This is a genomic window from Psychrobacter cibarius (assembly GCA_030686115.1).
Lineage (GTDB): Bacteria > Pseudomonadota > Gammaproteobacteria > Pseudomonadales > Moraxellaceae > Psychrobacter > Psychrobacter cibarius_C.
This window is the reverse complement of sequence record CP131612.1, coordinates 3,152,392-3,177,796: the sequence shown is the minus strand read 5'-3', so window position 1 is coordinate 3,177,796 and position 25,405 is coordinate 3,152,392. Positions and strand designations below refer to the sequence as shown.

The 25,405-nt window shown below is 43.5% G+C and carries 21 protein-coding genes; 9 read left to right on the top strand and 12 right to left on the bottom strand.

What is annotated here, in order from left to right:
• Positions 1–36 precede the first annotated feature (36 nt).
• The 5 genes from tatC to Q6344_13480 form a co-directional block, all read right to left on the bottom strand.
• Positions 37–921: a twin-arginine translocase subunit TatC gene (tatC, locus tag Q6344_13500; protein WLG13592.1), complete on the bottom strand. Its 885-nt coding sequence runs from the start codon at positions 919–921 to the stop codon at positions 37–39.
• The gene (tatB, locus tag Q6344_13495) at positions 921–1,616 is read right to left on the bottom strand and encodes a Sec-independent protein translocase protein TatB (GenBank protein WLG13591.1); all 696 of its coding nucleotides are present in this window, start codon (positions 1,614–1,616) and stop codon (positions 921–923) included. Before tatB ends, tatC begins: the two co-directional genes overlap by 1 nt.
• A gap of 41 nt (positions 1,617–1,657) precedes the next feature.
• Positions 1,658–1,900 (bottom strand): Sec-independent protein translocase subunit TatA, encoded by a 243-nt coding sequence (tatA, locus tag Q6344_13490; protein WLG13590.1) that lies wholly within the window; start codon positions 1,898–1,900, stop codon positions 1,658–1,660.
• 188 nt (positions 1,901–2,088) lie between these two features.
• The gene (gene hisIE / locus Q6344_13485; GenBank protein ID WLG13589.1) at positions 2,089–2,949 is read right to left on the bottom strand and encodes a bifunctional phosphoribosyl-AMP cyclohydrolase/phosphoribosyl-ATP diphosphatase HisIE; all 861 of its coding nucleotides are present in this window, start codon (positions 2,947–2,949) and stop codon (positions 2,089–2,091) included.
• Between the two features lie 113 nt (positions 2,950–3,062).
• A complete protein-coding gene (locus tag Q6344_13480; GenBank protein ID WLG13588.1) occupies positions 3,063–3,506 on the bottom strand; it encodes a thioesterase in 444 nt (147 codons plus the stop codon).
• 598 nt (positions 3,507–4,104) lie between these two features.
• Here Q6344_13480 and rpmI point away from each other — a divergent pair.
• The 5 genes from rpmI to Q6344_13455 all read left to right on the top strand — a co-directional run bounded on the left by rpmI (position 4,105) and on the right by Q6344_13455 (position 9,248).
• The gene (gene rpmI, locus Q6344_13475; GenBank protein ID WLG13587.1) at positions 4,105–4,302 is read left to right on the top strand and encodes a 50S ribosomal protein L35; all 198 of its coding nucleotides are present in this window, start codon (positions 4,105–4,107) and stop codon (positions 4,300–4,302) included.
• A 150-nt stretch (positions 4,303–4,452) separates the two neighbouring features.
• A complete protein-coding gene (gene rplT, locus Q6344_13470; protein WLG13586.1) occupies positions 4,453–4,809 on the top strand; it encodes a 50S ribosomal protein L20 in 357 nt (118 codons plus the stop codon).
• A gap of 352 nt (positions 4,810–5,161) precedes the next feature.
• The gene (gene pheS / locus Q6344_13465) at positions 5,162–6,217 is read left to right on the top strand and encodes a phenylalanine--tRNA ligase subunit alpha (protein ID WLG13585.1); all 1,056 of its coding nucleotides are present in this window, start codon (positions 5,162–5,164) and stop codon (positions 6,215–6,217) included.
• Between the two features lie 71 nt (positions 6,218–6,288).
• Positions 6,289–8,703 carry a phenylalanine--tRNA ligase subunit beta gene (pheT, locus tag Q6344_13460; GenBank protein ID WLG13584.1) on the top strand — a complete coding sequence of 805 codons (2,415 nt, stop codon included), beginning with the start codon at positions 6,289–6,291 and terminating at the stop codon, positions 8,701–8,703.
• A 245-nt stretch (positions 8,704–8,948) separates the two neighbouring features.
• The gene (locus Q6344_13455) at positions 8,949–9,248 is read left to right on the top strand and encodes an integration host factor subunit alpha (protein WLG13583.1); all 300 of its coding nucleotides are present in this window, start codon (positions 8,949–8,951) and stop codon (positions 9,246–9,248) included.
• Positions 9,249–9,481: 233 nt separating this feature from the next.
• Here Q6344_13455 and Q6344_13450 read toward each other — a convergent pair whose 3' ends face one another.
• Positions 9,482–9,838: a hypothetical protein gene (locus Q6344_13450; protein ID WLG13582.1), complete on the bottom strand. Its 357-nt coding sequence runs from the start codon at positions 9,836–9,838 to the stop codon at positions 9,482–9,484.
• A 519-nt stretch (positions 9,839–10,357) separates the two neighbouring features.
• Here Q6344_13450 and Q6344_13445 point away from each other — a divergent pair.
• Entirely contained in the window at positions 10,358–11,248 is an 891-nt protein-coding gene (locus tag Q6344_13445) for a neutral zinc metallopeptidase (GenBank protein ID WLG13581.1), read from the top strand.
• Positions 11,249–11,432: 184 nt separating this feature from the next.
• Here Q6344_13445 and Q6344_13440 read toward each other — a convergent pair whose 3' ends face one another.
• The 3 genes from Q6344_13440 to trxA all read right to left on the bottom strand — a co-directional run bounded on the left by Q6344_13440 (position 11,433) and on the right by trxA (position 14,373).
• A complete protein-coding gene (locus Q6344_13440; protein WLG13580.1) occupies positions 11,433–11,672 on the bottom strand; it encodes a hypothetical protein in 240 nt (79 codons plus the stop codon).
• Between the two features lie 579 nt (positions 11,673–12,251).
• Positions 12,252–13,520: a transcription termination factor Rho gene (gene rho / locus Q6344_13435; GenBank protein ID WLG13579.1), complete on the bottom strand. Its 1,269-nt coding sequence runs from the start codon at positions 13,518–13,520 to the stop codon at positions 12,252–12,254.
• Between the two features lie 526 nt (positions 13,521–14,046).
• Positions 14,047–14,373 (bottom strand): thioredoxin, encoded by a 327-nt coding sequence (gene trxA / locus Q6344_13430; GenBank protein WLG13578.1) that lies wholly within the window; start codon positions 14,371–14,373, stop codon positions 14,047–14,049.
• 369 nt (positions 14,374–14,742) lie between these two features.
• Between trxA and Q6344_13425 the strand changes: the two genes are divergently transcribed.
• Positions 14,743–15,456, top strand: a complete 714-nt coding sequence (locus Q6344_13425; GenBank protein ID WLG13577.1) for an RluA family pseudouridine synthase — start codon at positions 14,743–14,745, stop codon at positions 15,454–15,456.
• Between the two features lie 53 nt (positions 15,457–15,509).
• On the top strand, positions 15,510–17,135 hold the full coding sequence (locus Q6344_13420) for an NAD(P)/FAD-dependent oxidoreductase (protein WLG13576.1): 1,626 nt from the start codon (positions 15,510–15,512) through the stop codon (positions 17,133–17,135).
• A 23-nt stretch (positions 17,136–17,158) separates the two neighbouring features.
• Here Q6344_13420 and Q6344_13415 read toward each other — a convergent pair whose 3' ends face one another.
• From Q6344_13415 to Q6344_13405, 3 genes are all read right to left on the bottom strand, one after another.
• A complete protein-coding gene (locus Q6344_13415; protein WLG13575.1) occupies positions 17,159–18,100 on the bottom strand; it encodes a D-2-hydroxyacid dehydrogenase in 942 nt (313 codons plus the stop codon).
• 199 nt (positions 18,101–18,299) lie between these two features.
• Positions 18,300–19,256, bottom strand: a complete 957-nt coding sequence (locus tag Q6344_13410; protein WLG13574.1) for a response regulator — start codon at positions 19,254–19,256, stop codon at positions 18,300–18,302.
• A 79-nt stretch (positions 19,257–19,335) separates the two neighbouring features.
• Positions 19,336–21,648, bottom strand: a complete 2,313-nt coding sequence (locus Q6344_13405; protein ID WLG13573.1) for an ATP-binding protein — start codon at positions 21,646–21,648, stop codon at positions 19,336–19,338.
• A 655-nt stretch (positions 21,649–22,303) separates the two neighbouring features.
• Here Q6344_13405 and rapA point away from each other — a divergent pair.
• On the top strand, positions 22,304–25,192 hold the full coding sequence (rapA, locus tag Q6344_13400; GenBank protein WLG13572.1) for an RNA polymerase-associated protein RapA: 2,889 nt from the start codon (positions 22,304–22,306) through the stop codon (positions 25,190–25,192).
• The last annotated feature ends 213 nt before the right edge of the window (positions 25,193–25,405 follow it).

Genomic DNA, 25,405 nt, shown 5'->3' with positions numbered 1-25,405 from the left:
TTGGCTGTTTTTGGAATAAGTACCTGACAAGTGATGTTATTCTTTACTTAACCCTGTATCGCTTGCTAAGGCAGGACTGTATTCTTCTTTAATTAATACTTTTGCTAAAAATAATCCTAGCTCAAACAACAACCACATCGGAATGGCGAGCATCAACATCGACACCCCATCAGGCGGTGTAACAACCGCAGCAACGGCGAAACAGCCGACAATAATATAACGGCGTTTATCTTCTAGGCTCTGAATGGAGACGACGCCCGTCAATATCAATAGCAAGGTGACGACTGGAATCTCAAAGGTTAAACCAAAGACCATAAAGAGTTTAAGTGCAAAACTTAAATAACTGTCGATATCGGTCATTGGCAAGACGTTCTGCGGCGCGAACATAATAAAGAATTTGAGAACGCCTTTAAGGACAATAAAATAAGAGAAAGCCACACCCGCATAAAATAAAAATATAGAGGACATTAAAACGGGAATAGCGATTTTTTTCTCTTTTTTATAGAGACCAGGAGCGACAAACGACCAGATTTGATACAAGATGTAGGGCATTGCAAAGAATGCAGCGACAAAAACAGTCAGGCGTATCGGTGCCATAAAGTTAGAGGTGATATCCGTCGCGATCATCGTTGCGTTGGCAGGCAACTGGGCAACCAATGGGTTGGACAAAAAATCATAGAGCTCGCGTGAAAATCCGACCAAAGCCAAGAATATGACCAGTACGGCAACACATATCTTAATCAAATGATGACGCAGTTCAATCAAATGCTCGGTAATCGGCATATCGCCAAGTGAGCTTAGGATATCGCCAGAGTCCTCAGTATTGCTGTCGACATTACCATCAAGGGTAGCTGTTGAGGTCTCGATATCTGAATCCGCGACTTTTTCTTGACGGCTTTTTTTACGTTTAAATAAGCCCACTAATGACTCTCCTGCTCATGAACAGAAGCCTGTTTAGGTAAAGGACTGTCTATATGGCTGTTTAGTAAGATATCGGCTTTATAATTTGGTAAGTAGGGCGGTTGCGGCAAACGACGCGCTTTATCATAAGCTCCAAGACGAAACCACATATTTTCCCACGGTCTAGTTGTGATGGTTTGAGACACTGGATTGGCGTTATCACTACAGTCAGTTTTTAGACTATCATTATCGCCTTGTGCCGATGACTGCTCAGGGCTTTCTGGTTTCTCAGCCTGTCTATTACTGTCATAGGCGTAGTCAAACGCTTTTGGCTGCACTGGTCGATTATCATCATTCTCACTACTGGCTTGACTATTTTGTCTAGGCGTACTGTCATCGCCTGGATCACGCGATGCTTTTAAATGCTGGTTTTGCGAGGATTCAAACTCTTGCATACTGCCGCGCATCTCCGCCATCTCACGCCTCATATCTGCTTCAGTCTGGCGAATTTTGGCCAACTCTTTTTGCATAAGCTGGCGGGTCTCTGCCAAATCAAGCTCAGCTTCGATTTCAGATTGCAGGGTGGATACCGTGCGGCGAATTTTGGCATACCACTGCCCAGCGGTACGCGCTGCCTGTGGCAGTTTTTCTGGGCCCAAAACGATTAGGGCGATAACACCAAAAAGGAGTAGTTCAGAAAAGCCGATATCAAACATAATGTTCCGATGTCATTGTCTAAAAGGTCACTGTCTAGAGGCTATACATTATGCGTGTCATCAACCTTGGTGGTTGTTGGGCGCTCTTCAGTGTGTGCATTGCCATCATGATCGAGCACCACATGCTTTTTAGCATGCTCAGTATTTTCGTCTTTGACCGCTTCTTTGAAGCCTTTGACTGCGCCGCCCAAATCTTTGCCAGCATTTCTAAGCTTTGAGGTGCCAAATACGACCACCACTACCACCAATAAAATCAGCCAATGCGTAATAGAAAAACTACCCATAAAGGTATCCTTGTGTCTTGGTTTTCAGTCTTTGTATGCCTACTTTGGGTGTATCGAATATCGTTATACTCAATAAACAGCCTTGGCATACAATGCGAAGTAAAACAGAGCTATATTATAACCTGCACTTGTGACAAAAAGGTGAAATCAACAATAATCAAACAGGGCAATGGTAAAGCTTATAGAAACTATCGAGCCGCCTTTTCATCGATACCTGATAGACCAAAACGTCGACCTAGCTCATTTAATACCGCATCCGACTCAATATCGAACCACGCCAGTCCTACTAATGTATGAAACCAGACATCGGCCACTTCATAGATGAGCTCATGACGAGCGTCATCGTATTGCGCTTTATTGCTATTTTCGTCGCAATTGGCAAAATCTTTGGCGGCAATGATACTTTCAGTACTCTCTTCGCCAACTTTCTCTAGGATTTTATTTAAACCCTTTGCGTATAAGCTTGCTACGTACGAGCTATCAGCATCCGCTTGTTTACGCTCTGCCAATACACCGTCAAGCTGCTGCAAAATAGAGCGATTGGTAGTGTCGTTGTCATGGTGACTGTGACTGTGGTTGGCATCTGAAGGGATTACATCGTGAGCCTGCGTCTCGTTACTTTTAGGAATGGATTTTGCTGCATCGCTTGAATGATAAATATCAGCAGGGTCTTTTAATACCTTATCGACGGTTTGCCATTCCGGCGTTTGGCCCGACAAATCTAAACGCTGATAGAAGCAAGACTCGCGACCAGTATGGCAAGCGATACCGCCAGCCTGAGTGACACTAAGGACAATCACGTCTGCATCACAGTCCAAGCGAATATCATGTACGGTCTGAGTATGACCCGATGACTCGCCCTTATGCCACAATTTGGCACGTGAGCGCGAAAAATAAACCGCTGTCTGCGTTTGCGCGGTTAACTGTAGTGCTTCGGCATTCATCCAAGCCATCATCAAAATACGCCCAGACTTATGATCTTGAGCAATTGCAGGAATCAAACCATCATCATTAAATTTTATGGCAGCCAGCCAAGCAGGTAAAGTCATAATATATCTGTCTTCTTATTTATATAGAAATGAAAGAGGAATAAGTGAATCGTAACGGATTGTATTTATGGTCTGAATAAAAAAGCGGTTGGTGTTAGGGTATGTCCTCAATATCAAATCCTGTAGAGATGTGGGTACAGCGCTTCTTTCATAATTTTATCAAGCGCAATCGACTTATTGAGGCGAAAGTCATAATTGACAAAATGCTGCCGCGCCTTGGCTACTGTTTCTCCATTATGCATACGGGTAATTTTTATCACTATAGTGCCACCATTATCGTATAACGGCTCAACGCCTACTTCAAATAATAGCTCTTCACGCGCCCGTATGCGGCTAACAATACTTAGCTGTAACTCATCGATAATTAAACCGTGATAATCTGCATCGATCTCTTTAATACCTTTAGAGTAAAAAAATCTTTGCCGCGCCTCACATAGCAATGCCGTCAATGATTCGAGCGTCAGGTACTGAGCCATATCAAGCTCAATATGACGCACACGCATCACTGTTTCAAAGACAAATATGTCGTTATCAAAGTCTAATTCTTGTTTTGACACGTTATCTCCTAGATTGATTGCAGGCTATGAGTGCTGCTAATCATGGTGTAGGTTGGTAGCGTCATCATCGTACGATAGGCGCTCGATAAGTGTTATAAATAACTTTGTATTATTAGCGCTCAGCTTATACTAAGGTTCAGTCTCTACTTAAGCACAGCTTAAGCTGACATTCAATCTATTTGGCGGTAAATCCGCAGTTTTATGAGTGTTTTGACTAAAATCTTTATAAATGGGCTCATACCCATTATCCACTGTCATGCCTACTAAGGCGTGTCCTCATTTTAAAAATGATGATAAGAATGAGATAGATTGCCGTCAAACAAGGAAAGTAGAGCAAATAATATCGAGATATGAATCAGCTATTTGACTTAGCTTGGCAAAATCTAACCGTTTTTAGTCCATTTGGTTGCTTTCGTTCAGATTGAGGACACGCCCTAGGCGAGGCGTAAAAGTTTCCTTGGCAAAACAGTGCATTATCTGCTAAAATACCGCCTCCCACCTCGAGGCAAATAGAGGTTTAGTGGGTGTTTTTACAGCCACTATTCGTTATGTACTATTTGACGACCAGGTTCTATCAAAGACAAAGAGGCAAATCATCATGAAAGTTAAGATGAAAACCAGAAGCGGTGCAGCTAAACGCTTCAAAAAAACAGCGAACGGCTTCAAGCGTAAGCAAGCAAACAAAAGCCATATCTTGACCAAGAAATCAGCTAAGCGTATTCGCCAGTTGCGCGGTCTAAAGATGGTGGACAAGTCTGACGAAGCAGCAGTTCGTCGCATGTGCCCATACATCTAGTAGGCTATCGTCATTTAGCTTTAATTAAGCGCTTTTTAATTTATAGCGACTGGATTAAAAATATCTGACTTTGCAATCTGATAGCGATGTCTACTATTCGATGGCATCGTGATTCGTTTAATAATGATTAAAGAAATCTTGGAGTAATTTATGGCCCGTGTAAAACGTGGTGTACAGGCGAATCGTCGTCACAAAAAAATCCTAAAACGCGCAAAAGGCTACTACGGTGCCCGTTCACGTGTTTACCGCGTAGCGGTACAAGCAGTGACCAAAGCTGGTCAATATGCTTATCGTGACCGTCGCAACAAAAAACGTACTTTCCGTCGTCTTTGGATTGCACGTATCAATGCTGGTGCACGCTTAAACGGCTTAAGCTACAGCCGCTTTATCAATGGCATGAAATTGGCTAACATCACTGTCGATCGTCGCGTACTTGCTGACATCGCTATGCATGATGCAGCGACTTTCACAGCGTTGGTCGAAAAAGCAAAAGCGGCATTAGCATAAATATTAACCTTCCTTTAGGGTTGCTGCTTGTTTAGTCAGAATTTACAAGTAGTTATCTATATGGACAGGGATAATATTGATTAATAGTATGATATTAATAAAAGCTACCGCTGGTCGGTGGCTTTTTTTATATCACATTATCTTAATACTTCATGTCACAGCCTTGTTTTAGCACCAACGCTAAATATGCTTTGTTGAGATAGCTTTTATTATCGTCTAAATATTCAAGCCATTCATATCACTGGTATTATTTTTGAATGACTGGGTAAATGGTTTGCAATATTTGGTCAAATCCCTACAATTACCAATCACTATTATTAATAGTCCGTTTAAATCAGGAAGAATGCATCTTATGACTACCCCTGCTGCTACCACCGATTTGTCGGCGCTACCGACCTTGTCCACAGAGCTAAGCGAGCTTAATGAAGCTCAGCTAAATGAGTTGGCCAGTGCCGCTGAAGCCTTGGTTCTACAAGTAACCGATGTGCGTGCGTTGCAAGATTTGCGTGTGCAATTGACCGGTAAAAAGAGCCCATTAACTGGCTGGTCAAAGCAGATGGGTAAACTCAGCAGCGACGATAAAAAAACCTACGGCGGCTGGTTACATCAAATCCGTAGCCGTATTCAAGATGCGTTAACAGCGCAGCAGCAGCAGCTAGAAGTCGCGGCATTAAACGCCAAGCTTGCAAGCGAAAGTATTGATATTACCTTGCCTGCTCGCGGTGGTCAAAAAGGTCATTTGCATCCCGTGACCATGATTACCCAGCGTATGCAGCAGTATTTTATACAAGCAGGTTTCAACGTTGCTACTGGTCCTGAAGTCGAAAGCGACTATTATAACTTTGAGGCGCTTAATATTCCGTCGCATCATCCAGCACGCGCGATGCACGATACCTTCTATTTTGATGCGCATTATCTACTGCGTACGCATACCAGTCCTGTGCAGATTCGCACGATGGAAAAAAACGAACCGCCTATTCGCATTATTTGCCCAGGTCGCGTTTATCGCAATGACTCGGATCAAACGCATTCGCCGATGTTCCATCAGCTAGAAGGTTTAATGGTCACTGAGTCGAGCACTTTTGCCGAGCTAAAAGGCTTGATTAGTGAGTTCTTGGAAGCATTTTTTGCCAAAGAGCTGACTGTACGTTTCCGCCCGTCATTTTTCCCCTTTACCGAGCCGTCAGCTGAAGTGGATATCCTCGATGACAATGGTAAATGGCTTGAGGTTATGGGCTGCGGTATGGTACACCCACAGGTGCTGACCAACTGCGGTATTGATGCCGAAAAATATACTGGCTTTGCTTTTGGAATGGGGATTGAGCGCTTCGCGATGTTATATTACGGCATCGATGATTTGCGTTTATTTTTCCAAAATGACGTACGCTTTTTAAAGCAGTTTGGCTAGATTTTATTATTTAATAATACCTCTACCTTTACTCCAAAACCTTTATTATAAAATTCTGATCTGAGATATTTATGAAAATTAGCGAACAGTGGCTACGTCAATGGGTAAACCCCAACAATACTAGTGAGCAATTGGCCGAACAACTCACGATGGCAGGACTTGAGATTGATGATCGCTATGCGGTTGCCCGTGCCTTCAGTGGTGTGGTCGTCGGTGAAGTCATCAGCGTTGAGCAACATCCAGATGCCGATAAACTGCGCGTTACGCAGGTGAATATTGGTGCAGCTGAACCGTTACAAATCGTCTGCGGCGCACCCAATGTCACCGTTGGTATGAAAGCACCCGTTGCGACCGTTGGTGCCATTTTGCCTTCTGATAATGGTGCAGGTTTTGAAATTAAAAACGGTAACCTACGCGGTGTCGACTCTAACGGTATGCTTTGCGGCGCTTCTGAAATTGATTTAGTCGATGACATCGATGGTCTGCTTGAATTGCCAGCTGATGCACCGATTGGTATGGATATTCGTGAGTATTTAGGTTTAGACAATCAGATATTAGATATCTCTATCACGCCAAATCGCGGTGACTGTTTTAGTGTACGCGGTATTGCACGCGAAATATCAGTTATCAATGATTTGCCAATGCAGCTGCCTGATATTCCTGCCAACGTAGCAGCTAATGAAAACGCTGCTGGTACTGCTACGCCAGCGGTAACGGTTAGTGCAATTGAAGCGTGCCCACGCTATTTACTACAATCAATCAGCAATATTGATCGTAGTATCGATACGCCAAAGTGGATGCAAGATGCGCTGGTTCAATCAGGACTACGCTCGCACAACTTTTTGGTTGATGTGACCAACTATGTGTTGATGGAATTGGGTCAGCCGCTACATGCGTTTGATGCTGATACCATCGTTGGTGATATCGTGGTGCGTTTGGCACAGCCTGAAGAAACGATTGTCTTATTGAACGAGCAAACCATTACCTTAACCGGTGATGAATTGCTCATTGCTGATGATAAAGGCGCACTTGCACTTGCCGGAATCATGGGTGGTCAGCGTAGTAGTGTGACTGATAGCACAACCAATATTGTTGTAGAAAGCGCTTTCTTTGGTCAGTTAGCTATTGCCGCGCGCGCACGCCGTTTTGGGTTACATACCGATGCCTCACAACGTTTTGAGCGTGGGGTAGACTTTGCGTTACCAGAGCTAGCACTGGCACGCGCTGTTGATTTGATTACTAGCGTTACTGGTGGGGAAGCCGGACAAATAGTAAAAGCAGAAAGCAGTGAGCATTTACCAGCTCGCGCACCGATCACTTTACCAATTGCTAAAGTTCGTGATGTCATCGGTATTGAGATTGAGCCAGCAGTGATGGTTCGTATCTTAACCCAATTGGGCTTTGAGATAGTGCAGCAAGCCGATAGCCTGATTTGCACGCCGCCATCGTATCGCTTTGACATGAGTATTAAAGAAGACCTCATCGAAGAAATTGCGCGTATCTATGGCTATGACAATATTCCAAGCGTGTTGCCACATTTGCAAGTCAGTATGGATTATGACGATACCGCAGACTTGACTCACGAGATGAAGCTGGCGCTAATCGATAATGGCTATATGGAAGCCATTAGCTTTAGCTTTAGTGACGCAAAAATAGAAGCCTTGCTCGATGATAAAGCCCTAGGAGAAGTGTTGGCACTGGCCAATCCCATCTCTAGTGACTTAGCCGTGATGCGCCGTACTTTGCTATCAAGCTTATTACCTTGCGTGCAGTACAATCTCAATCGTCAGCAGCCACGCGTTCGTTTCTTTGAAACAGGGCTTAGCTTTGTTGGTCAAAGTATTAGTGAGTTGGTGCAGACACCAAGTATTGCGTTAGTAGCAGTTGGCGATGTCTGGGACGAGCAGGCGTATCAAAACCGTGCGTTAGATTTTTATGATCTTAAGCATGATATTGAGCAGTTATTACCTGCACAAATGGATAGCGCCCGTATTCGCTATGAGCGCAGTGAGCTTGCTTTCTTGCATCCGGGTCAAAGCGCTAAGCTCTATATTGATGATGAATATGTCGGTTGGCTTGGTCAGTTGCATCCTAACACGGCTAAGCAGTTAGATTTGCCGGCTACGTGGGTTGCTCAATTATCACTTGCGCCATTACTGACCCTTGCCCGTGAGCAGCATACCATCACCACCCCAAGCAAATTTCCACAAGTACGCCGTGATATTGCCATTTTAGTAGACAGTGAGATCAGCTTACAGACATTAGAGTCGACGATACGCGCGGCAGCTGGTGAGCTATTGGCTGATCTGTGGCTGTTTGATGTGTATCAAGGCGACAAAGTGCCAGCTGGTCAGCGCTCATTAGCTTTTGCGCTAATATGGCAAGACAATGCACAAACGCTATCTGATGACGCCATCAAAACCGCGACTGACAAAGTGGTACAAGCACTAACTGAGCAACATGCTGCAAAGTTGCGTGACAGCTAACACATAACTCTTATCATAGACATGCTCTGTAGCCTCACTCTTCAAGAGGCTATAGGGCATTGCTATTTATAAGAATTATAATTTTATAAATTTTTTTCATAAAAATAGTTAAGTGGTTATTAATAAAGGATTTTAAAGCAGTCTTTGTTAAAAAGAGGTTAGAAAACCTTTATAATAGCTAGCATTAACCCTCATACCGCTAAACCATGATATTCGACATCACGACATAGCATAGGAGTCGTACTGTGAGCACCTTAACCAAATCTGACATGATTGAGCATTTGATGAGTCATCTTGACCTAACACGCCAAGAAGGCCGCTGTTTGGTAGAGAATTTCTTTGATGAATTGTCAGAGAGTTTAATTGATGGCAAAGAGGTCAAGCTTTCAGGCTTTGGCAACTTCGAGCTTAAAGATAAAAATAGCCGTCCAGGTCGCAACCCTAAGACAGGGGAGCCAGTCGCCGTATCAGCACGCCGTGTGGTGACTTTCAAAACAGGGCAAAAATTCCGTCAACAAGTTGATGAGCGTCTATTTGACGAGTAGCAGTAACTATCAATGATATGAAACTGAACATATAAATATATCATGACTTCATGATGGTTGTTAAAGTTACGCTTTATTATTAATGTGAGATGGTTGATCTACATTTGAAAGCGCCATTAAATATCATATTTAGCTATGAATAACCATGAACGATTGCAAATGACACGCACAAAAAAAGAGAGCTTAGGCTCTCTTTTTTTTACTACAGTATTTCTATCATATAAACGATAAAATTACTGAGCTGGTTCTTCAATAACTACAACTTCGTCAGCTGCGTCTACAGCTGGAGTTTCGCTAGCTACGTCAACGCTAGTAGTAGTACCGTCTACAGGTACTTCAGCATCGATTTCGTCAGTAGCAGTAGCAACTTGAGCATCAGCGATGTCAGCTTCAGCTTCAGCAACAGCAGCGTCAGCATCAGCAGTTACTTCGCCTTCAGCAGCAGCTTCGTTTAGCTCTTCTGATGCATCTTGCACTTCTTCTTGTGCGTCAGATAAATCTTCAGCAGCGTTTTCTTTGTTGCTGTCACAGGCAGTAAGGCCCATAGTTGCAGTCATGATACCAGCTAGAGCAAGTAATTTTAAGTTCATAAGGTTTTCTCCGGGAAAATGAAATGATCAGTAGCAGCAAAAAAGGTTGAAAGCTGAGATTTCTCAGAATTCAACTAGTCTTAGTTACAGCTACTCAGCTTTCACGCATTCTATAGGATTTCTATATAAATAGAAATAGGCTGTACAATTAAGTAACAATAAAATTGTAAATAGTGTTTTACATCACTTATTCGTTATAATTTTTAATACAACGAGCCAAATTAATAGACGTATAATCAATGACATCAACCTATTTTGATGACTTTTTCGATGTCTTGATTTCTACTATGCTTTTTAAACATCTATTGTATCTATTAGGGGTTTAATAGTCATTAAATGTCTTGATTAGTGCAATATCAAGAGCCTAGTAAAGTAGCGTTTATCAAAAATACTTTGGCACTACTTACGTATCAGAAATCGGATTTGATCAAAAAAATAAAGAATTGAGTCAAAATTACACTATATAAAAAATCATCAATACGAGTAGCAATATATATCGTATATTTGAGGAATGAAACAATGAAATGGCAAGGTAGACGCGGCAGTTCCAATGTGCGCACCAGTAGTGGTGGCGGCAAAATGATAGGCGGTGGTATCGGTGGTATTATTATTGCTGGCATTTTATGGCTGGTATTTGGGGTAAATCCAATGACCGCTTTACAGACGGGTCAAGTAGTAGCAGGCGGTGGCAATAGCAGTGCCGCTACCGAACCTGCGACAAGTAACGATCGAGATACGCAGTTTGTCAAAGTAGTCTTGGCTGATACTGAAGAAGTTTGGCATCAGATATTCAAAGAAGCAGGCAGTACCTATCAGGAGCCATCATTGATTCTCTTCAATGGTCAAGTTAGCTCAGCCTGCGGCAGTGCTAGCTCCGCGACGGGCCCGTTTTATTGCCCAGGCGATCAGACTGTCTATTTAGACAAATCTTTCTTTGTAGAAATGCGCCAAAATCTCGGTATCACGGGTGATAAGCAAGGCTCTGGCGACCAAGATAATCAAGGTAAAGCGGGTGATTTTGCACAAGCTTATGTTATTGCGCATGAAGTTGGTCACCACGTACAGACGTTGTTAGGCATCAGCCAGCAAGTTAATGAAGCCAGCCGTCAAGTCACTCGTGCACAAGCCAATAAGCTATCAGTACTACAAGAACTGCAGGCTGATTGTTTTGCTGGGGTTTGGGCACAACGCAACCAAGAGCGTGTACAGTTTTTGGAGGCAGGTGATATCGATGAGGCCATCAATGCCGCTGGTCAAATCGGTGATGATCGTTTAGCGCGCGCTAGCGGTGGAGCAGTCGTACCTGATAATTTCACTCATGGCACCAGTCAGCAGCGTGTTCAGTGGTTCACTCGTGGTTTGGAAAGTGGCAACGTGCAGTCTTGTGATACTTTTAGCGGCGCGCTATAAGTGTATTGGATATCATGATAAGCGGATTTACTTTCAACTCATGAGTTAGAAACAAAAAAGCCTGCAATATCGATTGCAGGCTTTTTGTGTTTTAGAGCGTTTTAGACATATTCAATAGATTTAAAATACACACAGTTGAAATGATTAAAAACGGTCTTGATAGCACCAAATAATCATTTACCGATTATCTGCTGTTGTTAAGAATGTAAGCACCAGCGCCACCTACTGCAGCACCACCAAGTGCGCCACGAGCGATGTCTTTGCTATCGCCGCCACTTCTAATAAGTGCACCAGCAGCAGCGCCGGCAGCAGCACCTTTGGCGGTATTGCTCAAGCCACTATTGTATCCGTTAGTTGCACAGCCACCCATGATAAGGGCAGAGCTAGTAAGGGCAGTCATTGCGATAGTTTTAGCAAATTTCATAGTATCACCTGTTAGGTTATCAAGTTAGTTTATCAAAATCAAAATACGATATTTTTATTACCACTAATTTTAATACCGATAGTAAGCTGTATTAAAATATTTGGGCAAGTATCTTAGAATAATCTATTGTGCTACCGCAAGACATACAAAGGTCTGCATTAGTAAGGATTACATCAAGGATGTTAAATATCTCGAAAATTATACTGCTATCAACACGTGATAGCAGAGTATATCTATACTGGCTCTATACTAACCCATATAATAATTTCTAGGCGTAGTAAAAGCGCTAAGCTTTGCAAATAACCTGTAAAGGATGTTTCTCCACTGTATCGTTGGTAGGGGTTTTGCTTAGGGTTATTGTATTTGTATTGATAGTAAGCTAACTGTTTTTAAAAATAGTACTTTTGGCGTTTAATAGTGAGGTATTAAGGTCTGTTCTCATTTTTATTGCCATTTTTAAATTCAGGACATGCCTGAATATATAAAAAATGAATACAAAACGAAAAGACCGCACGAGTGCGGTCTTTTCTACTTAAGTTACTTATCTATTGAGTATGGCAAAACAGCACGGATCTATCATTAGTTCTGTGATTTACGTTTCATCTGCTCAAAGAATTCATCATTGGTTTTCGCTTCTTTTAAGCGATCCAACAAGAACTCAGTGGCTTGTACGCCATCCATCGGCTGTAATAGCTTGCGTAAAATCCAAACCTTGCGCAGTTTATCTTCATCAAGCAGACGCTCTTCACGGCGTGTACCAGATTTTTTGATATTAATCGCAGGGAAGACACGTTTTTCAGCCAGATCGCGCTCAAGGGTAATCTCTTGGTTACCAGTACCTTTGAATTCTTCAAAGATAACGCTGTCCATTTTACTACCCGTATCGATAAGGGCACTGGCAATAATGGTCAAACTGCCACCTTCTTCGACATTGCGCGCAGCACCGAAGAAGCGTTTTGGGCGCTCTAACGCATTGGCGTCTAGACCACCAGTCAACACTTTACCTGACGACGGAATAACTGTGTTATAAGCACGCGCCAAACGAGTAATTGAATCCAGTAAAATAACCACGTCTTGTTTGTGCTCGACCAAACGTTTGGCTTTTTCGATAACCATTTCAGCGACTTGTACATGACGCTGTGGCGGCTCATCAAAGGTAGAGGCAACCACTTCACCGCGTACCGTACGTACCATTTCGGTGACTTCTTCTGGACGCTCATCAATTAATAGGACGATGAGATAGCATTCAGGGTTATTACGAGTGATCGACTGCGCGATGGTCTGTAGCAGCATCGTTTTACCCGCTTTTGGCGGTGCGACGATGATAGAGCGCTGACCTTTACCAATCGGCGCGATTAGATCGATGATACGACCCGTCAAATCTTCAGTGGTACCGTTACCAAGCTCGAGTTTCAAATGCTCAGTTGGGAATAGGGGTGTCAGGTTTTCAAAGATAAGCTTATGACGTGAGCGATCTGGGGTATCAAAGTTGATTTCGCCAACTTTTAATAACGCAAAATAACGTTCAGAATCTTTTGGTGGACGAATCGTACCAGCGATACTGTCACCCGTCTTCAGACTAAAGCGACGAATTTGGCTAGGGCTGACGTAAATGTCATCAGGACCGGCTAAGTATGAGCCTTCTGATGAGCGTAAAAAGCCAAAACCATCCGGAAGAACCTCAAGTACGCCGTCACCATAAATGGCTTCACCGTTCCGCGCATGGGTTTTTAGGATAGCAAAGATGATGTCTTGTTTACGGCTACGCGCCATATTATCAAGACCCATTTCTTTGGCGATAGCCAATAGCTCAGCGATTGATTTTTTCTTTAATTCAGTAAGATTCATAGATAGGTCATTAGCAATTGATCAGATGAGAGATGCCATTAGCAGCACAAGTCACGACAGTGATTAAAACAACGATAGTATGGTGATAGAGGGTGCGTGCACAGAGCTGGATTTATGTAGTTTGGATATTACGTGTCAGCTTATATACGAATTGCAATCGTTTATGCAAGGTAATAAGAAATAAGGATAAAGAAGTCTACATAAGAGTCTGCGTCAAAAACTCAATATCAGTAATTGTGTTTAGTCATTTCGTTCAGCAATGGTGTTTATAACGACGATTGTGTTTTTGTTGATAAACACGAGGAGAATAGCGATAAGACAGTTAGGAAAACCGTTAGTTTTCTGTTGTCAGCAGACTATACGGTCTTCACAATAGTATTGTCAATAAATTTTGCCAAAAAAGTCGTCTAATTGAGTTTTTTGCATAAAAAACAAGCAAAAAAGCCACTATCTACGTTAGATAATGACTTTTTCGACGGTGATGCTGTCTCTTTAGAATGCTTATGCAAAACGAGCAAGTCTCGATTTAGAGATGCTTGTCTAACACTTTTGCCAATTCAGCTTTTGGCTGTAGACCCATCACTGAGTCAACTTTTTCGCCATCTTTAAAGACAAATAGCGTTGGGATATTACGGATACCAAAACGGCTGGCAGCTTGTGGGTTGCTATCCACATCAACTTTGACGATTTTAACTTTGCCTTGGTACTCAGTGGCTAGATCTTCTAAAATAGGGGCGATTGCTTTACAAGGACCACACCATGCTGCCCAGAAGTCTACCAATACTGGCACATCTGATTGCAATACGTCTTTGTCAAAGTCGGCATCGGTAGTATGTAAAATAAGGTCTGACATAATTTATCTCTCTTGTTTTATTATTTCTATCGCCATCCATCAACTAATATATTTGTTGCATAATAGAATGATGGGTGACCAAAGAAGCGTTTAGAAGTGGTTAAAATGTGCCATTATATTAACATGTTTGCTCAGGGTTAACAGATGCAGGCTGGTTAAATTGTTTAACAATTACGATTAGCACAATAAATCGACACATAACGACACAGGCATGGTTTTATCTGTCACTTGATAATCCTGTCTGTGTCTTTTGTTCAAAAATAAGCGGTTTATAACACTATATCTATACTCTAATATCTACCACTTAAGACAGCTTTCATATGCAAGCTCATTAATCATTCAAGCCCATTTATATAAGTGCCCATTTTTATGCCTTTTACTGCTGAAGAAGTCAACGCCCTCAATGCTCAAGAAAACGCCTATCCGATTGAGTTTTTTCAAGCATTTGCGCAACAGATTACTGTCTACGAAGATGATGATATTTGGGTGGTTGATAAGCCTGTAGGTCTGTTGAGTGTCGATGGCAAAACGCTCAAGGTCAGTTTACTGGCAAGACTTGAGCGTGCCAATCCCGCAGTCAAGCTGATTCATCGTCTGGATATGGATACCTCAGGGCTGCTCATTTTTGCTAAAAATGCTGCCGCGCAAACCCATATTAGTAAGCAATTCATTGAACGTTTGCCACAAAAAAAATATCAGGCACGCGTCTTTGGAGAGTGGGAGCGTGTCGGCGCAAAGGGTGAGATATCCGTACCAGTGCGCTATGAGCCAGAGACGAAACCGCGCCATATCGTCGATCCTAGCTGGTCAAAGCATGCCTTAACTTTATATGAAGTCATCAGCCATGAGCAATGCAACGGTCAGACAGTCACGCGCGTAATGCTAAAGCCTGTCACCGGTCGTAGTCATCAGCTGCGCGTCCATATGGTGCATGTGGGTCATGTGATGATTGGCGATCCTATTTATGCAGAAGGTATGGCTTTAGCGATTGCGCCAAGGCTTAATCTCCATGCTCAGCAATTGCGTCTCAAGCATCCTACGCTTGGTGCGTGGATGGATTGGGAAAGCCCAAGCCCTTTTTAAATGAATTTATGTCAAATTTTTTAAACCCATCATGCAAAAACAAGGAACGTATTATGCTTGATATGACGGCAGCCAAACAGGCAGTTAAGAAACGCTTCAAACCTCAATCGGCACTCTCAGACACACCAGTGGATTATGAAGTACTGATTATCGGTGCAGGAATTGCCGGTATTGGTATGGCGTGCCGATTGCAGCAGCAAAAACACAAAGGACTGTTTGGTCATAAAAATCCAAGTAAGCAGAAACGCAAATCATCAAAGCAACAGCAGAAAAGTGCACAGCGATTTTTGGTGTTAGAAAAACGAGCAGATTTGGGTGGTACATGGGATTTATTCACCTATCCAGGCATCCGCTCTGACTCTGATGCCTTGACGTTTGGCTACAGTTTCAGACCATGGCTAAATCACAGGATTTTGGCAAAAGGCGGTGATATTAAAAACTATATTGCTGATACGGCGCGTGAGTTTGGTATCAGCGAACATATTCGCTATCAGCACGAGGTGCAGCAGCTGTCTTGGTCAAGTAGCCATCAACAATGGACGGCGATGGTAAAAAATCATGCCAGCGGTGAGGTGTTTACGGTAACAGCAAAGTTCGTCGTTGGCGCCACGGGTTACTACGATTATGAGCAAGGTTATCGTCCTTCTTTTAATAAAGAAGCAGATTTTCAAGGTGAAATCATCCATCCGCAGCATTGGCAAAATGTGGATTATGACGATAAGAAGGTAGTTATTATCGGTAGCGGTGCCACAGCGATGACATTGCTGCCAGCTTTGGTGGATGAAAAAGGTGGGCAATGCGCGCGTCACGTCACTATGTTACAGCGTTCTCCCACGTATGTGGCAAGTGTACCGGGCGATGATTATACGCTTGATTGGCTAGCAGGCAAATTTTCACCGTTGTCGAAAGAGCAGGCTTATACGCTGCTGCGTACTCGTAATGTATTGATTCAGCAAGGTACTTATCGAGCGGCTATATTGGCACCCAAGTTTATGAAAGCGTTATTAAAACGCGGTGTCAAAACAGAGCTAAAGGGTAGCGGTATCGATGTGGCGCATTTTGTACCGGACTATAATCCTTGGGATCAGCGAATATGTGCGGTGCCAGACAGTGATTTATTCAAAGCATTGCATGGCAAACGCGCCAGCGTCGTCACCGATCAAATCAGCCATTTTACCAAGACAGGCATTATGCTTGATTCTGGCAAGCATCTCGATGCTGATATCATCGTCACAGCGACAGGATTAAAGCTACAAATGCTCGGCGGTGCCAAAGTATATATTGACGGGCAGGCGATAGATATTGGTTCGCGCATGACTTATAAAGCGGTCATGATTGAAGAGTTGCCAAACATGGTGGCACTGTTTGGTTATACCAACGCCTCATGGACGCTAAAAATCGATTTGGCGTGTCAGTATGTGATGCGACTGCTGGGCTATATGCATCAGCATCGCTATCAAGTGGTATTGCCACAAGCACAGACTAAAGATGCCAAAGCGCTTACGCAGACAGATACAGTGATGGGCGCGCTATCGTCAGGATATGTCAAGCGCGCTCAACATGAGCTACCCAAGCAAGGCGATATATATCCTTGGCGGGTGACAAACAACTATCTAAGCGACCGCATCATGCTCAAACATCGCAAAATAAAAGATGATTGGTTACGTTTTAGTCGTTAAGGTCGCTTGGTTACAGTCGTTTTTTAATGGCTATTAATAAAGTCAGTAACTTGTTTGCTTAAGATCTGCCACAAGGTTTGTTGTGCACTTTTGCTGCCCCACGCATTATGCGGGCTAAATATAACGCGGGGATGCTTGGCAATGGTCAATAAAGGGTCGTCAGCGGTGATTGGCTCTTGTTCAAAAACGTCGCTGGCGTAGCCGATGATTTGCTCATTGTTAATGGCATCAGTCAGCGCTTGGCTATCGACAATACCGCCACGAGCGACATTGACGATGAGCGGCTGTTTGACCATTTTTGCTAAAGTATCTGCATTAATCAGGTGCTGAGTTTTCTCGTTTAATGGGCAATGCAAGCTCAGTACATCAGACTGTGCCAGTACGTCGTCAAACGCAGTATAGTCGTCATTGCGCGGTGCGCGCCCTTGCTGCTCCGCCCATAATACAGTCATTCCAAAAGCGCGCGCAATGTCGGTCACGCGTTTGCCAATAGTGCCAACGCCAATAATACCTAGTGTTTTATTTTCCAAATCTATTAGCGGAATATCCAGTAGGCAAAAATTACCGTTTGCTTGCCATGTGCCATCAGCGACTTTTTGATGATAATAAATACCCGCGCGCATGGCGTTGAGCATGAGCATAAAGGTATGTTCGGGCACGCTTTTGACTGCATAACCTGCGACATTATAAAGCGCCACATGGTGCTCAACACAAGCGTCTTGATCGACGTTGTTCATACCAGTAGCGGTCAGTTGAATGAGCTTGAGCTTGGGCAATTTGCTTATCACTTCAGCGCTGATTTGCACTTTATTGGTGATAATGATGTCAGCGTCTTTGCAGCGCTCTACGATAACAGCAGCATCTTTTGGGGTATCATCATAAGTGAGGTAGTCGCTGATGCCGTTTGGGGCTGGCAAGTCGATGCCATCAGAAAAAGTGCCTTTATCTAAAAAAACCGCGCGCATGGTTATTCCTTATTAAATAGTTATTTTTAAATGATTTTAATAATGATCGACTTAATGTAGCACGTTGGTGATTTTAGTCAAAAAGGTCGTCAAAAAATCCATCAAAAAAGTACAAAGCAAAAAACCTCTACTTCAATATTGAAATAGAGGTTTTGTTGATTGAGACGGTAGTCTTTTGTGCTTATTTGGTTTTATGCACTTATAAAGAAAAGCGTTTACGCAATTTGCCAATAAGGCTACGTACGCGACTACTCAAGTCAATACGCACGTCGTTTTCAGGGTCATGCTCGACTTCATAGCGTTTGACCAAATCAGGGCTGGCTTTCAGCTTCGCATGATGCTGAAATGCACGGTTGACGCTAATCTCAAGCAGGCTGGCGCGCATCGGTTTCGGCAAGCAGCGATAAACCTGACCTTTATTAATCAAATCAATCAGCAAGCCAGCGTCTTGAAATTCAGTCTGTACCAAAACCACCAAATGCGGCGCATCTTGCTTTAAGGTAAAGATAATCGGCGCGATATTCTCACCGCTGACATTGATATCGGTGATACAAACACCGATATCTTCATTCGCCAAATAATCGTACGCTTCCTCTAAACTCTCAGCATGCAGTACTTTATAACTGTGAGAAAATTGCTTACGTATTTGCTCAATCAACTCATTGGTTTCATCAATCACTAGCAGTGTTTGCTTATTACCTGAACTGTCGAATTGGTCGGCATCTTCGTCTGGATTATAGGTCAAGGCGATTTCGGTAGCGCGTCCGACCACGGTGATCAGCTCTTCAGATTTACAAGGCTTAGTCAAATAACGATAAATCTCACCATCGTTAATAGAGCCAATAATGGCGTTTAAATCGGCATAGCCCGTCAATAAAATACGCATGGTGGACGGTGAGACATCTTTTACTTCGCGTAAGATATCCACACCGACTCGCTCAGGCATCCGCTGGTCACTGACCGCCACGTGTACATGGTTGTTCTTGATATAGTCAATATACTCAGTTGGGTCGGTGGTGATAAACACGTCATGGGTCTTACGAAACAGCAGTTTCATAGACCGTAAAATGCGTTGTTCATCGTCGATAAATGCCAACTTCGGCTTTGACTCAGCGCTGCTTTCAACTGTGGTTAAGTCATTTTCTAATTCATTCATGATGATATCCTTATGATGATGAATAATAGTCGTTAAATATCTAAATATGTTCTACGTCACAGGGCAGCTGACCCAGCGCTTACGCGACTAGGTTTTGCTCTGTTAAGTTATTATTAATCGGCAGTATTAACGTAAATGTGGTGCCAACGCCTTCGGTCGATACGACTTTGATATCGCCATTATGTTGCTCCATAATTTGCTGACTGATTGCCATACCAAGACCAGTGCCTTCGCCTGCGCCTTTGGTCGTAAAGAACGGCTCAAAGATTTGATTGAGAACTTCTGGACTCATACCTTTACCGTTGTCGATGACATCAATATAAACATTGTGATCATCGGCACGGGTGCGCACTTCGATTTTGCCATCCTGTTTTTCTCCCATGGCTTGCGCGGCATTGTTCAGTAGATTGACCAAGACTTGGTTGATTTGCGACGGTGAGCATTTCACTTCAGGCGTGGGCGCAAAATCAGTCACAATCTCTTGATGTCTAATGGAGTTGCCAGCGATTTTAAGCGAGGCTTCGATACATTCGCGCACATCAATGGTTTTCACTTTTGACTCATCAAGACGGGCAAAGTTACGTAGGTTCAGCACCATCTCAGTGATTTGCTCGACGCCAAATAACGAATCTTTAATCAGCTCTTTTAATTCAGCTGATAGGTCATCTTCTTGGATTTCATCAGAAGCACGGATAATATCTGCCAATAGCTTGTCAATTTTTCCATCAGTCGCCGCGTCAGTTTTAACGCTTTTTAATCCTTGTACCAATTCAATCAGCTCTTCGTATTGCTCAGTTAACTGACCAATAATTTCAAGATTATTTTGCACGTATGATAAAGGTGTGTTCACTTCATGAGCAACGCCTGCCACCATTTGTCCCAACGTTGCCATTTTTTCTGAACGAATCAATTGCAACTGCGAGTTTTTCAGCTCTTTTAGCGTTTCTTGCAGCTCAGCAGTACGTTCTTCGACTTTAATCTCTAGCTGTTGGTTAATGTTGGCAAGCTTACCTTCGTTAGACTGGATTCGGTCTAGTAGGTCATTAATAGAGCCGTTCACCAGTCCAATCTCGTTGCGACCTTCTGCGAATTTAACCTCGCTCAGCTTATTGTATTGCTTATTATTAATTAAGTTTTCCGCTTCAGAGATTTTATCAGTGGTTTCTTTCAAGGGTTTGAATGCTAAGAAGGTCAGCATGAAGTAAATGACGCCAGCCGTAATCAATAGTGCTAATGCAATCCAGTTAACCAAGTTTTCACTGAGATTATCCGCGATGGCGTTAATTTCAGCATCAGGTTGGACAACGATCAGCTTCCAATAAGTCTCAGGAATCTCAAAGACATAGGCTTGACTGCCGTTGTAGTAACTGTCTTTTGCCAACTCAAAGCTCTGTAATAAGCGGCTGTCCATGGCGTTTTGCTTGTTTTCGCCATTATTTAGGTAAGCGGCGTAGTTCACCAAATAATAACCTTTTGCCGTACCAGTCTCAGCTTTATCAAGCGTGGTCAGTACCTGCTGAACTTGTGGTGAGACGCTAGCGGCGACTTGTTCGATGATCTCATTACGTTGGACATCTAAGAAATCAAGCACGGGTTGCCAAGCAGGGTCTGAGTTGATGACTTGTTTGATATCAAGCGGCGTACCCGTTTTCTCATCAATATAGCTTAAACGTTCAGGGTTAGAGGAGGCGATCACCTTGTCACTATTATCCAAGAGTAGAATGTAGCCTGAGCCTGAGCTTTCGCTTAACTTGACGATGTTTTCTTGTAACTGATTCAGCGTAAAGTTAACCGTACTGGCACCCCAAAACTGATTGTCACGCTCGATTGCCACACCGCAGCTCATCGCAAGCTCGCCTTTGGTTTGGCTGGCGCGCACATGGTTCCAAATGCAGCTCTCAGGTTTGAGCAACTTTAAGACGCTAAACCAATCTTCTTGATAATAAGGATTGGTAGGATTTGGGTCGCTTAACACCGCTTGATAATCACCGTTTTGGCGAACCATCAAAAATGGATGGGTCGCGGTATTTGCCCCAAGTGCGCCTTTTTCAGGCCAAATGCCACCACTACCCAGTAAGTTATAATCACGCTTATCAAAGGCATTGGCAGTACTGGTTTGTAAAATCGCCTCTTCTGTGGGCAAGGTTTGCGCGCTTTGCTGTAGTAGTAAGGCACTACGCATCACCCGATTGATATCGGCTGAAATACTATTTACCGCGGTATTGCCACGTTCAGCCACCAGTTTTGCAGATTCAAGGCGGATTTTCTCATAGCCCTCTTTATCAACAACATAAACGACGACCGCCAGTACGACCGCAAAAGCAATAAATAAAATAGTGGTTACTTGGGTACTGACTTGATTAAAAAAGCCAACTTTTTTGGAGGCACTCATGATGGTGATAGTCCTTGGATAATAGTGACCACGAAGAAGAGTGCCAATGCTAGGTATTGGTGGCAATCAATCAGGTGGTAATGCGTAATCTTAATTAAAATGGTCTGTACATAATGGCAAAAAATTAAAACTATAACTTTACTTTTATAACTTAACGGACTTAACTATTGATATTCTTATAACTTAAAGGACTATGAAAGGCCATGCTATGCCCATAAATCCTTAAGGATAATCAATCATGAATACTAGGCGGCAAAAGAGTATGGGTAGACGTGCGTTTGAATAATTCAGGTAAGAAAGAAGAAGTGTTCTATTGCATTTCTTAACAATACAGAATCAATTTTATAATGACAATATTTTTTCTTTACTTGCGAGTCGTTATCTTATTGTTTTATATGACCAACTTATGCTTGGCGTTGATATAATCTTGCAATAATCTGCTCTTGAAAAGTCAACTTAGCGCACTCATCTAGCTGCTAACGTTATATAATGGTCGGCTTTATCTTGCGACCTAGCTAATGAGCTGACGCTGCCGGTATGGCCGGTGACCTCTCAGACTATTAAGTAATGACATCGCGCTAGTGATTCACGCTAGCAAATCTCATTATGAGCTATCTATTTTTTCCTATTATCTGAGTACAAAAGACATCGCCCTATGACTATCTCTATCGCTTCATTGCACAATACTGAATTTGCCGTTGGTCAACGTTATTTATCTGATACGGAGTCCGAGCTGGGCTTGGGTGTGGTCATCGATGTAGATGACCGATGTGTGCACATTCTATTTCCACAAAGTGAAGAGACGCGCGTCTACGCCAAAAACTCCGCGCCATTATCACGCGTGGTGTTTAAAGTCGGCGATAGTATTTCTGATCAAGCGGGTAAGAGCTATACCGTAACCGCGGTCGAAGAAGTGATGGGTGTACTCAAATATAGTGTCGATGAGCATGAACGAGGCATTATGGAAACCCGTCTTGCTGCCAATATCACGCTTGCTAAGCCACTTGAGCGTCTGCTGGCTGGTCGGATTGAGCGTGGTGATTGGTATGAGCTGCGTCAAGATATCTTGCGTATGCAGTCGGCGCTAGCGGGTCATCCGCTTAAAGGCTTGATGGGTGCGCGTGTCGATATCATTGAGCATCAGCTCTATATCGCTCATGAAGTTGGCAAACGTATCGCACCGCGTGTGTTGCTTGCTGACGAAGTTGGTTTGGGCAAAACCATCGAAGCAGGTTTGATTATTCATCAACAGCTGTTAACAGGCAAAGCTGAGCGTGTGCTCATTCTTGTACCAGACAGTCTACAATATCAGTGGATGATTGAGCTGCGTCGTCGTTTTAATCTAAATTTTGCCTTATTTGATTTGGTACGTGCAGCAGCCATTAAAGAACACGATCCTGAGCAAAACGTCTTTGCCACTGAGCAATGTATCATTGCGGGTATGGATTTACTCCTTGACCACCCTGATTTGTACGACCAAGCAATGGATGCAGGGTTTGATTTATTGGTGGTTGATGAGGCGCATCACCTGCATTGGGATGAGGCGCAAGGCGGCAATGATAAATATGACTTGATTGCTGACTTTGCCGAAGAAACGCCAGGGGTCATGCTATTGACAGCAACGCCAGAACAGCTTGGCGCACAAAGTCACTTTGCTCGTTTGCGTTTGCTTGATCCGGATCGCTTTGATGATTTGGATGAGTTTATCGATGGTCAAGAAGCCTTTGCTGAAACGGCTGCCGTTGCTGGTGTATTGATAGAGGATAAGCCATTAAGCGACAGTCAAATTGTCGCTTTAAGCAGCTTGTTAGACATCAGTCTTGATGAGTTGGCAACGATTAATGATGACGAAAAACTGCGCACCTATGCGCTCAACGAGCTATTAGATCGTCATGGTACAGGTCGTATTCTATTCCGTAATACCCGTGAAAGTGTGAAAGGGTTTTATGGTCGTAGCAGCCAGCCGTACCCACTGGCATTACCTGCCGCATGGAAAGACAGCTATCAAACCAATGGTAAATTGCGTGAGCAGCTATGGGGCGAAGAAAACCAACCTGATGGTGGCTGGCTAGAAGATGACCCACGTGTGCCTTGGTTGATTGATATTTTGCGCGGTGAGCTTAAGCACAAAAAAGTACTGTTGATTGCCCGTAGTGGCGCGACGGTTGAGAGCTTGGAGGCGGTATTACGTCTGCATGCCGGTATTAAAACCGCTATCTTTACTGAGCAGATGACCTTGCTTGAGCGTGACCAAGCAGCGGCGTTCTTTGCCGATAGCGAAGGCGCACAGATATTATTATGCTCGGAGATAGGCTCGGAAGGTCGTAACTTCCAGTTTGCCAGTCAGCTGATATTGTGGGATTTGCCCGCCAATCCAGATACTTTAGAGCAGCGTATTGGTCGCCTAGATCGTATCGGACAAACGCAGCAAATCATGCTGCATGTACCTTATGTACAAGGCACAGCACAAGAGCGTCTGTATAAATGGTATCACGACGCACTGAATATGTTTAATCAAATCTCTCCAACGGCGCAGAGCGTGCAAGAGCAGTATATTCAAGAGCTAAAACCCATGCTTGAAGGCGCGGATACTGACGAGAACCGTGCGATACTACAAGATATCATCGAAGAAGCGAAACAGACGCGATTGGGGTTAGAGGCACAGCTACAAGCGGGTCGTGATCGCCTATTAGAATACAATTCGTGTCGCCCACGTGTTGCTAAACGTATCGCTGACGCCATGCGCGATTTTGATGGTCATAATCTATTGCCGCAGTTTATTGAGCGCTTTTTTGCCTCAGCCAATATCGATCACAATATCCAGCGTGATGGCTCGTGGGTGATTGCTCCGATTGACAGCACTGAAATTAGTGATTATATCGATGGTCTGCCACTCGGTGACGAAGACGGTATGACGTTGACATTCGAGCGTGAGCAAGCACTACAGCGTGAAGATATCGAATTTATCACTCATGAGCATCCATTGATGCGCGCGATTTATGAGTTGGCGAGTACCAGCACCTTTGGTAATACCACGGTGGCGATGCTAAAAAGTTCTGCTGTACCACAAGGTATGGTGCTGCTCGAAGTGAATTTCCGCGTTGAAGCCATTGCGCCAAGGTTGCTCAATTTGCCAGCGACGCTGACCACGCAAAATATTCGTGTATTTATCAGTGAGCAAGGCAGTGATTTGTCCTCGCGTATCAGTGCGGAGATGATTATGCCGCATATTGAACGTCTGGATAAAAACCGTGCTCGCCAAGTCATCAAAGTACGCGGTGATGTGATTGAGCAGCGTTATTATGAAGCGGAAGAGATTGCCCGTCAGCAGCTTGCTGAGATTGGTGAACAAGCCAGTGCCCGTTTTAGCCAGCAGTGGTCACGTGAAATCAAACGCCTAAAGCATCTACAAACGATTAATCCTAATGTACGCCCTGCCGAAATTGAGCGCTTGGAGCAGCTAAAAGCCCAAGGTGAGCAAGCACTAGGTAGTCTGTTATTAGTCCCAGACTCCATCCGTGTGTTAGTGGCAGTGAAGCCATAAATGTAAATGATCAAAAGAACGAGATGCTATTAAACATCTCGTTTTTTTATGATTAATATCGTTTATATTAGGACGCGCCCTAAGGCATGTTAAGCAAAAATATCAACATGATATTGCCAAGTGAGCATCGCTCTCTAGTCAAAGCCATCGATATTGGGTAAGATGTTTATCTTTTCGATTTATAGCCCATTCGCTATAAAAGGGTGACCGCGT

Bases quoted from the DNA above. Each gene is read 5' to 3' on its own strand.
- tatB (WLG13591.1), bottom strand. From the start codon at position 1,616: ATGTTTGATATCGGCTTTTCTGAACTACTCCTTTTTGGTGTTATCGCC.
- tatA (WLG13590.1), bottom strand. From the start codon at position 1,900: ATGGGTAGTTTTTCTATTACGCATTGGCTGATTTTATTGGTGGTAGTG.
- hisIE (WLG13589.1), bottom strand. From the start codon at position 2,949: ATGACTTTACCTGCTTGGCTGGCTGCCATAAAATTTAATGATGATGGT.
- rpmI (WLG13587.1), top strand. From the start codon at position 4,105: ATGAAAGTTAAGATGAAAACCAGAAGCGGTGCAGCTAAACGCTTCAAA.
- rplT (WLG13586.1), top strand. From the start codon at position 4,453: ATGGCCCGTGTAAAACGTGGTGTACAGGCGAATCGTCGTCACAAAAAA.
- pheS (WLG13585.1), top strand. From the start codon at position 5,162: ATGACTACCCCTGCTGCTACCACCGATTTGTCGGCGCTACCGACCTTG.
- pheT (WLG13584.1), top strand. From the start codon at position 6,289: ATGAAAATTAGCGAACAGTGGCTACGTCAATGGGTAAACCCCAACAAT.
- Q6344_13450 (WLG13582.1), bottom strand. From the start codon at position 9,838: ATGAACTTAAAATTACTTGCTCTAGCTGGTATCATGACTGCAACTATG.
- Q6344_13445 (WLG13581.1), top strand. From the start codon at position 10,358: ATGAAATGGCAAGGTAGACGCGGCAGTTCCAATGTGCGCACCAGTAGT.
- Q6344_13440 (WLG13580.1), bottom strand. From the start codon at position 11,672: ATGAAATTTGCTAAAACTATCGCAATGACTGCCCTTACTAGCTCTGCC.
- rho (WLG13579.1), bottom strand. From the start codon at position 13,520: ATGAATCTTACTGAATTAAAGAAAAAATCAATCGCTGAGCTATTGGCT.
- trxA (WLG13578.1), bottom strand. From the start codon at position 14,373: ATGTCAGACCTTATTTTACATACTACCGATGCCGACTTTGACAAAGAC.
- Q6344_13425 (WLG13577.1), top strand. From the start codon at position 14,743: ATGCCTTTTACTGCTGAAGAAGTCAACGCCCTCAATGCTCAAGAAAAC.
- Q6344_13420 (WLG13576.1), top strand. From the start codon at position 15,510: ATGCTTGATATGACGGCAGCCAAACAGGCAGTTAAGAAACGCTTCAAA.
- Q6344_13415 (WLG13575.1), bottom strand. From the start codon at position 18,100: ATGCGCGCGGTTTTTTTAGATAAAGGCACTTTTTCTGATGGCATCGAC.
- Q6344_13410 (WLG13574.1), bottom strand. From the start codon at position 19,256: ATGAATGAATTAGAAAATGACTTAACCACAGTTGAAAGCAGCGCTGAG.
- Q6344_13405 (WLG13573.1), bottom strand. From the start codon at position 21,648: ATGAGTGCCTCCAAAAAAGTTGGCTTTTTTAATCAAGTCAGTACCCAA.
- rapA (WLG13572.1), top strand. From the start codon at position 22,304: ATGACTATCTCTATCGCTTCATTGCACAATACTGAATTTGCCGTTGGT.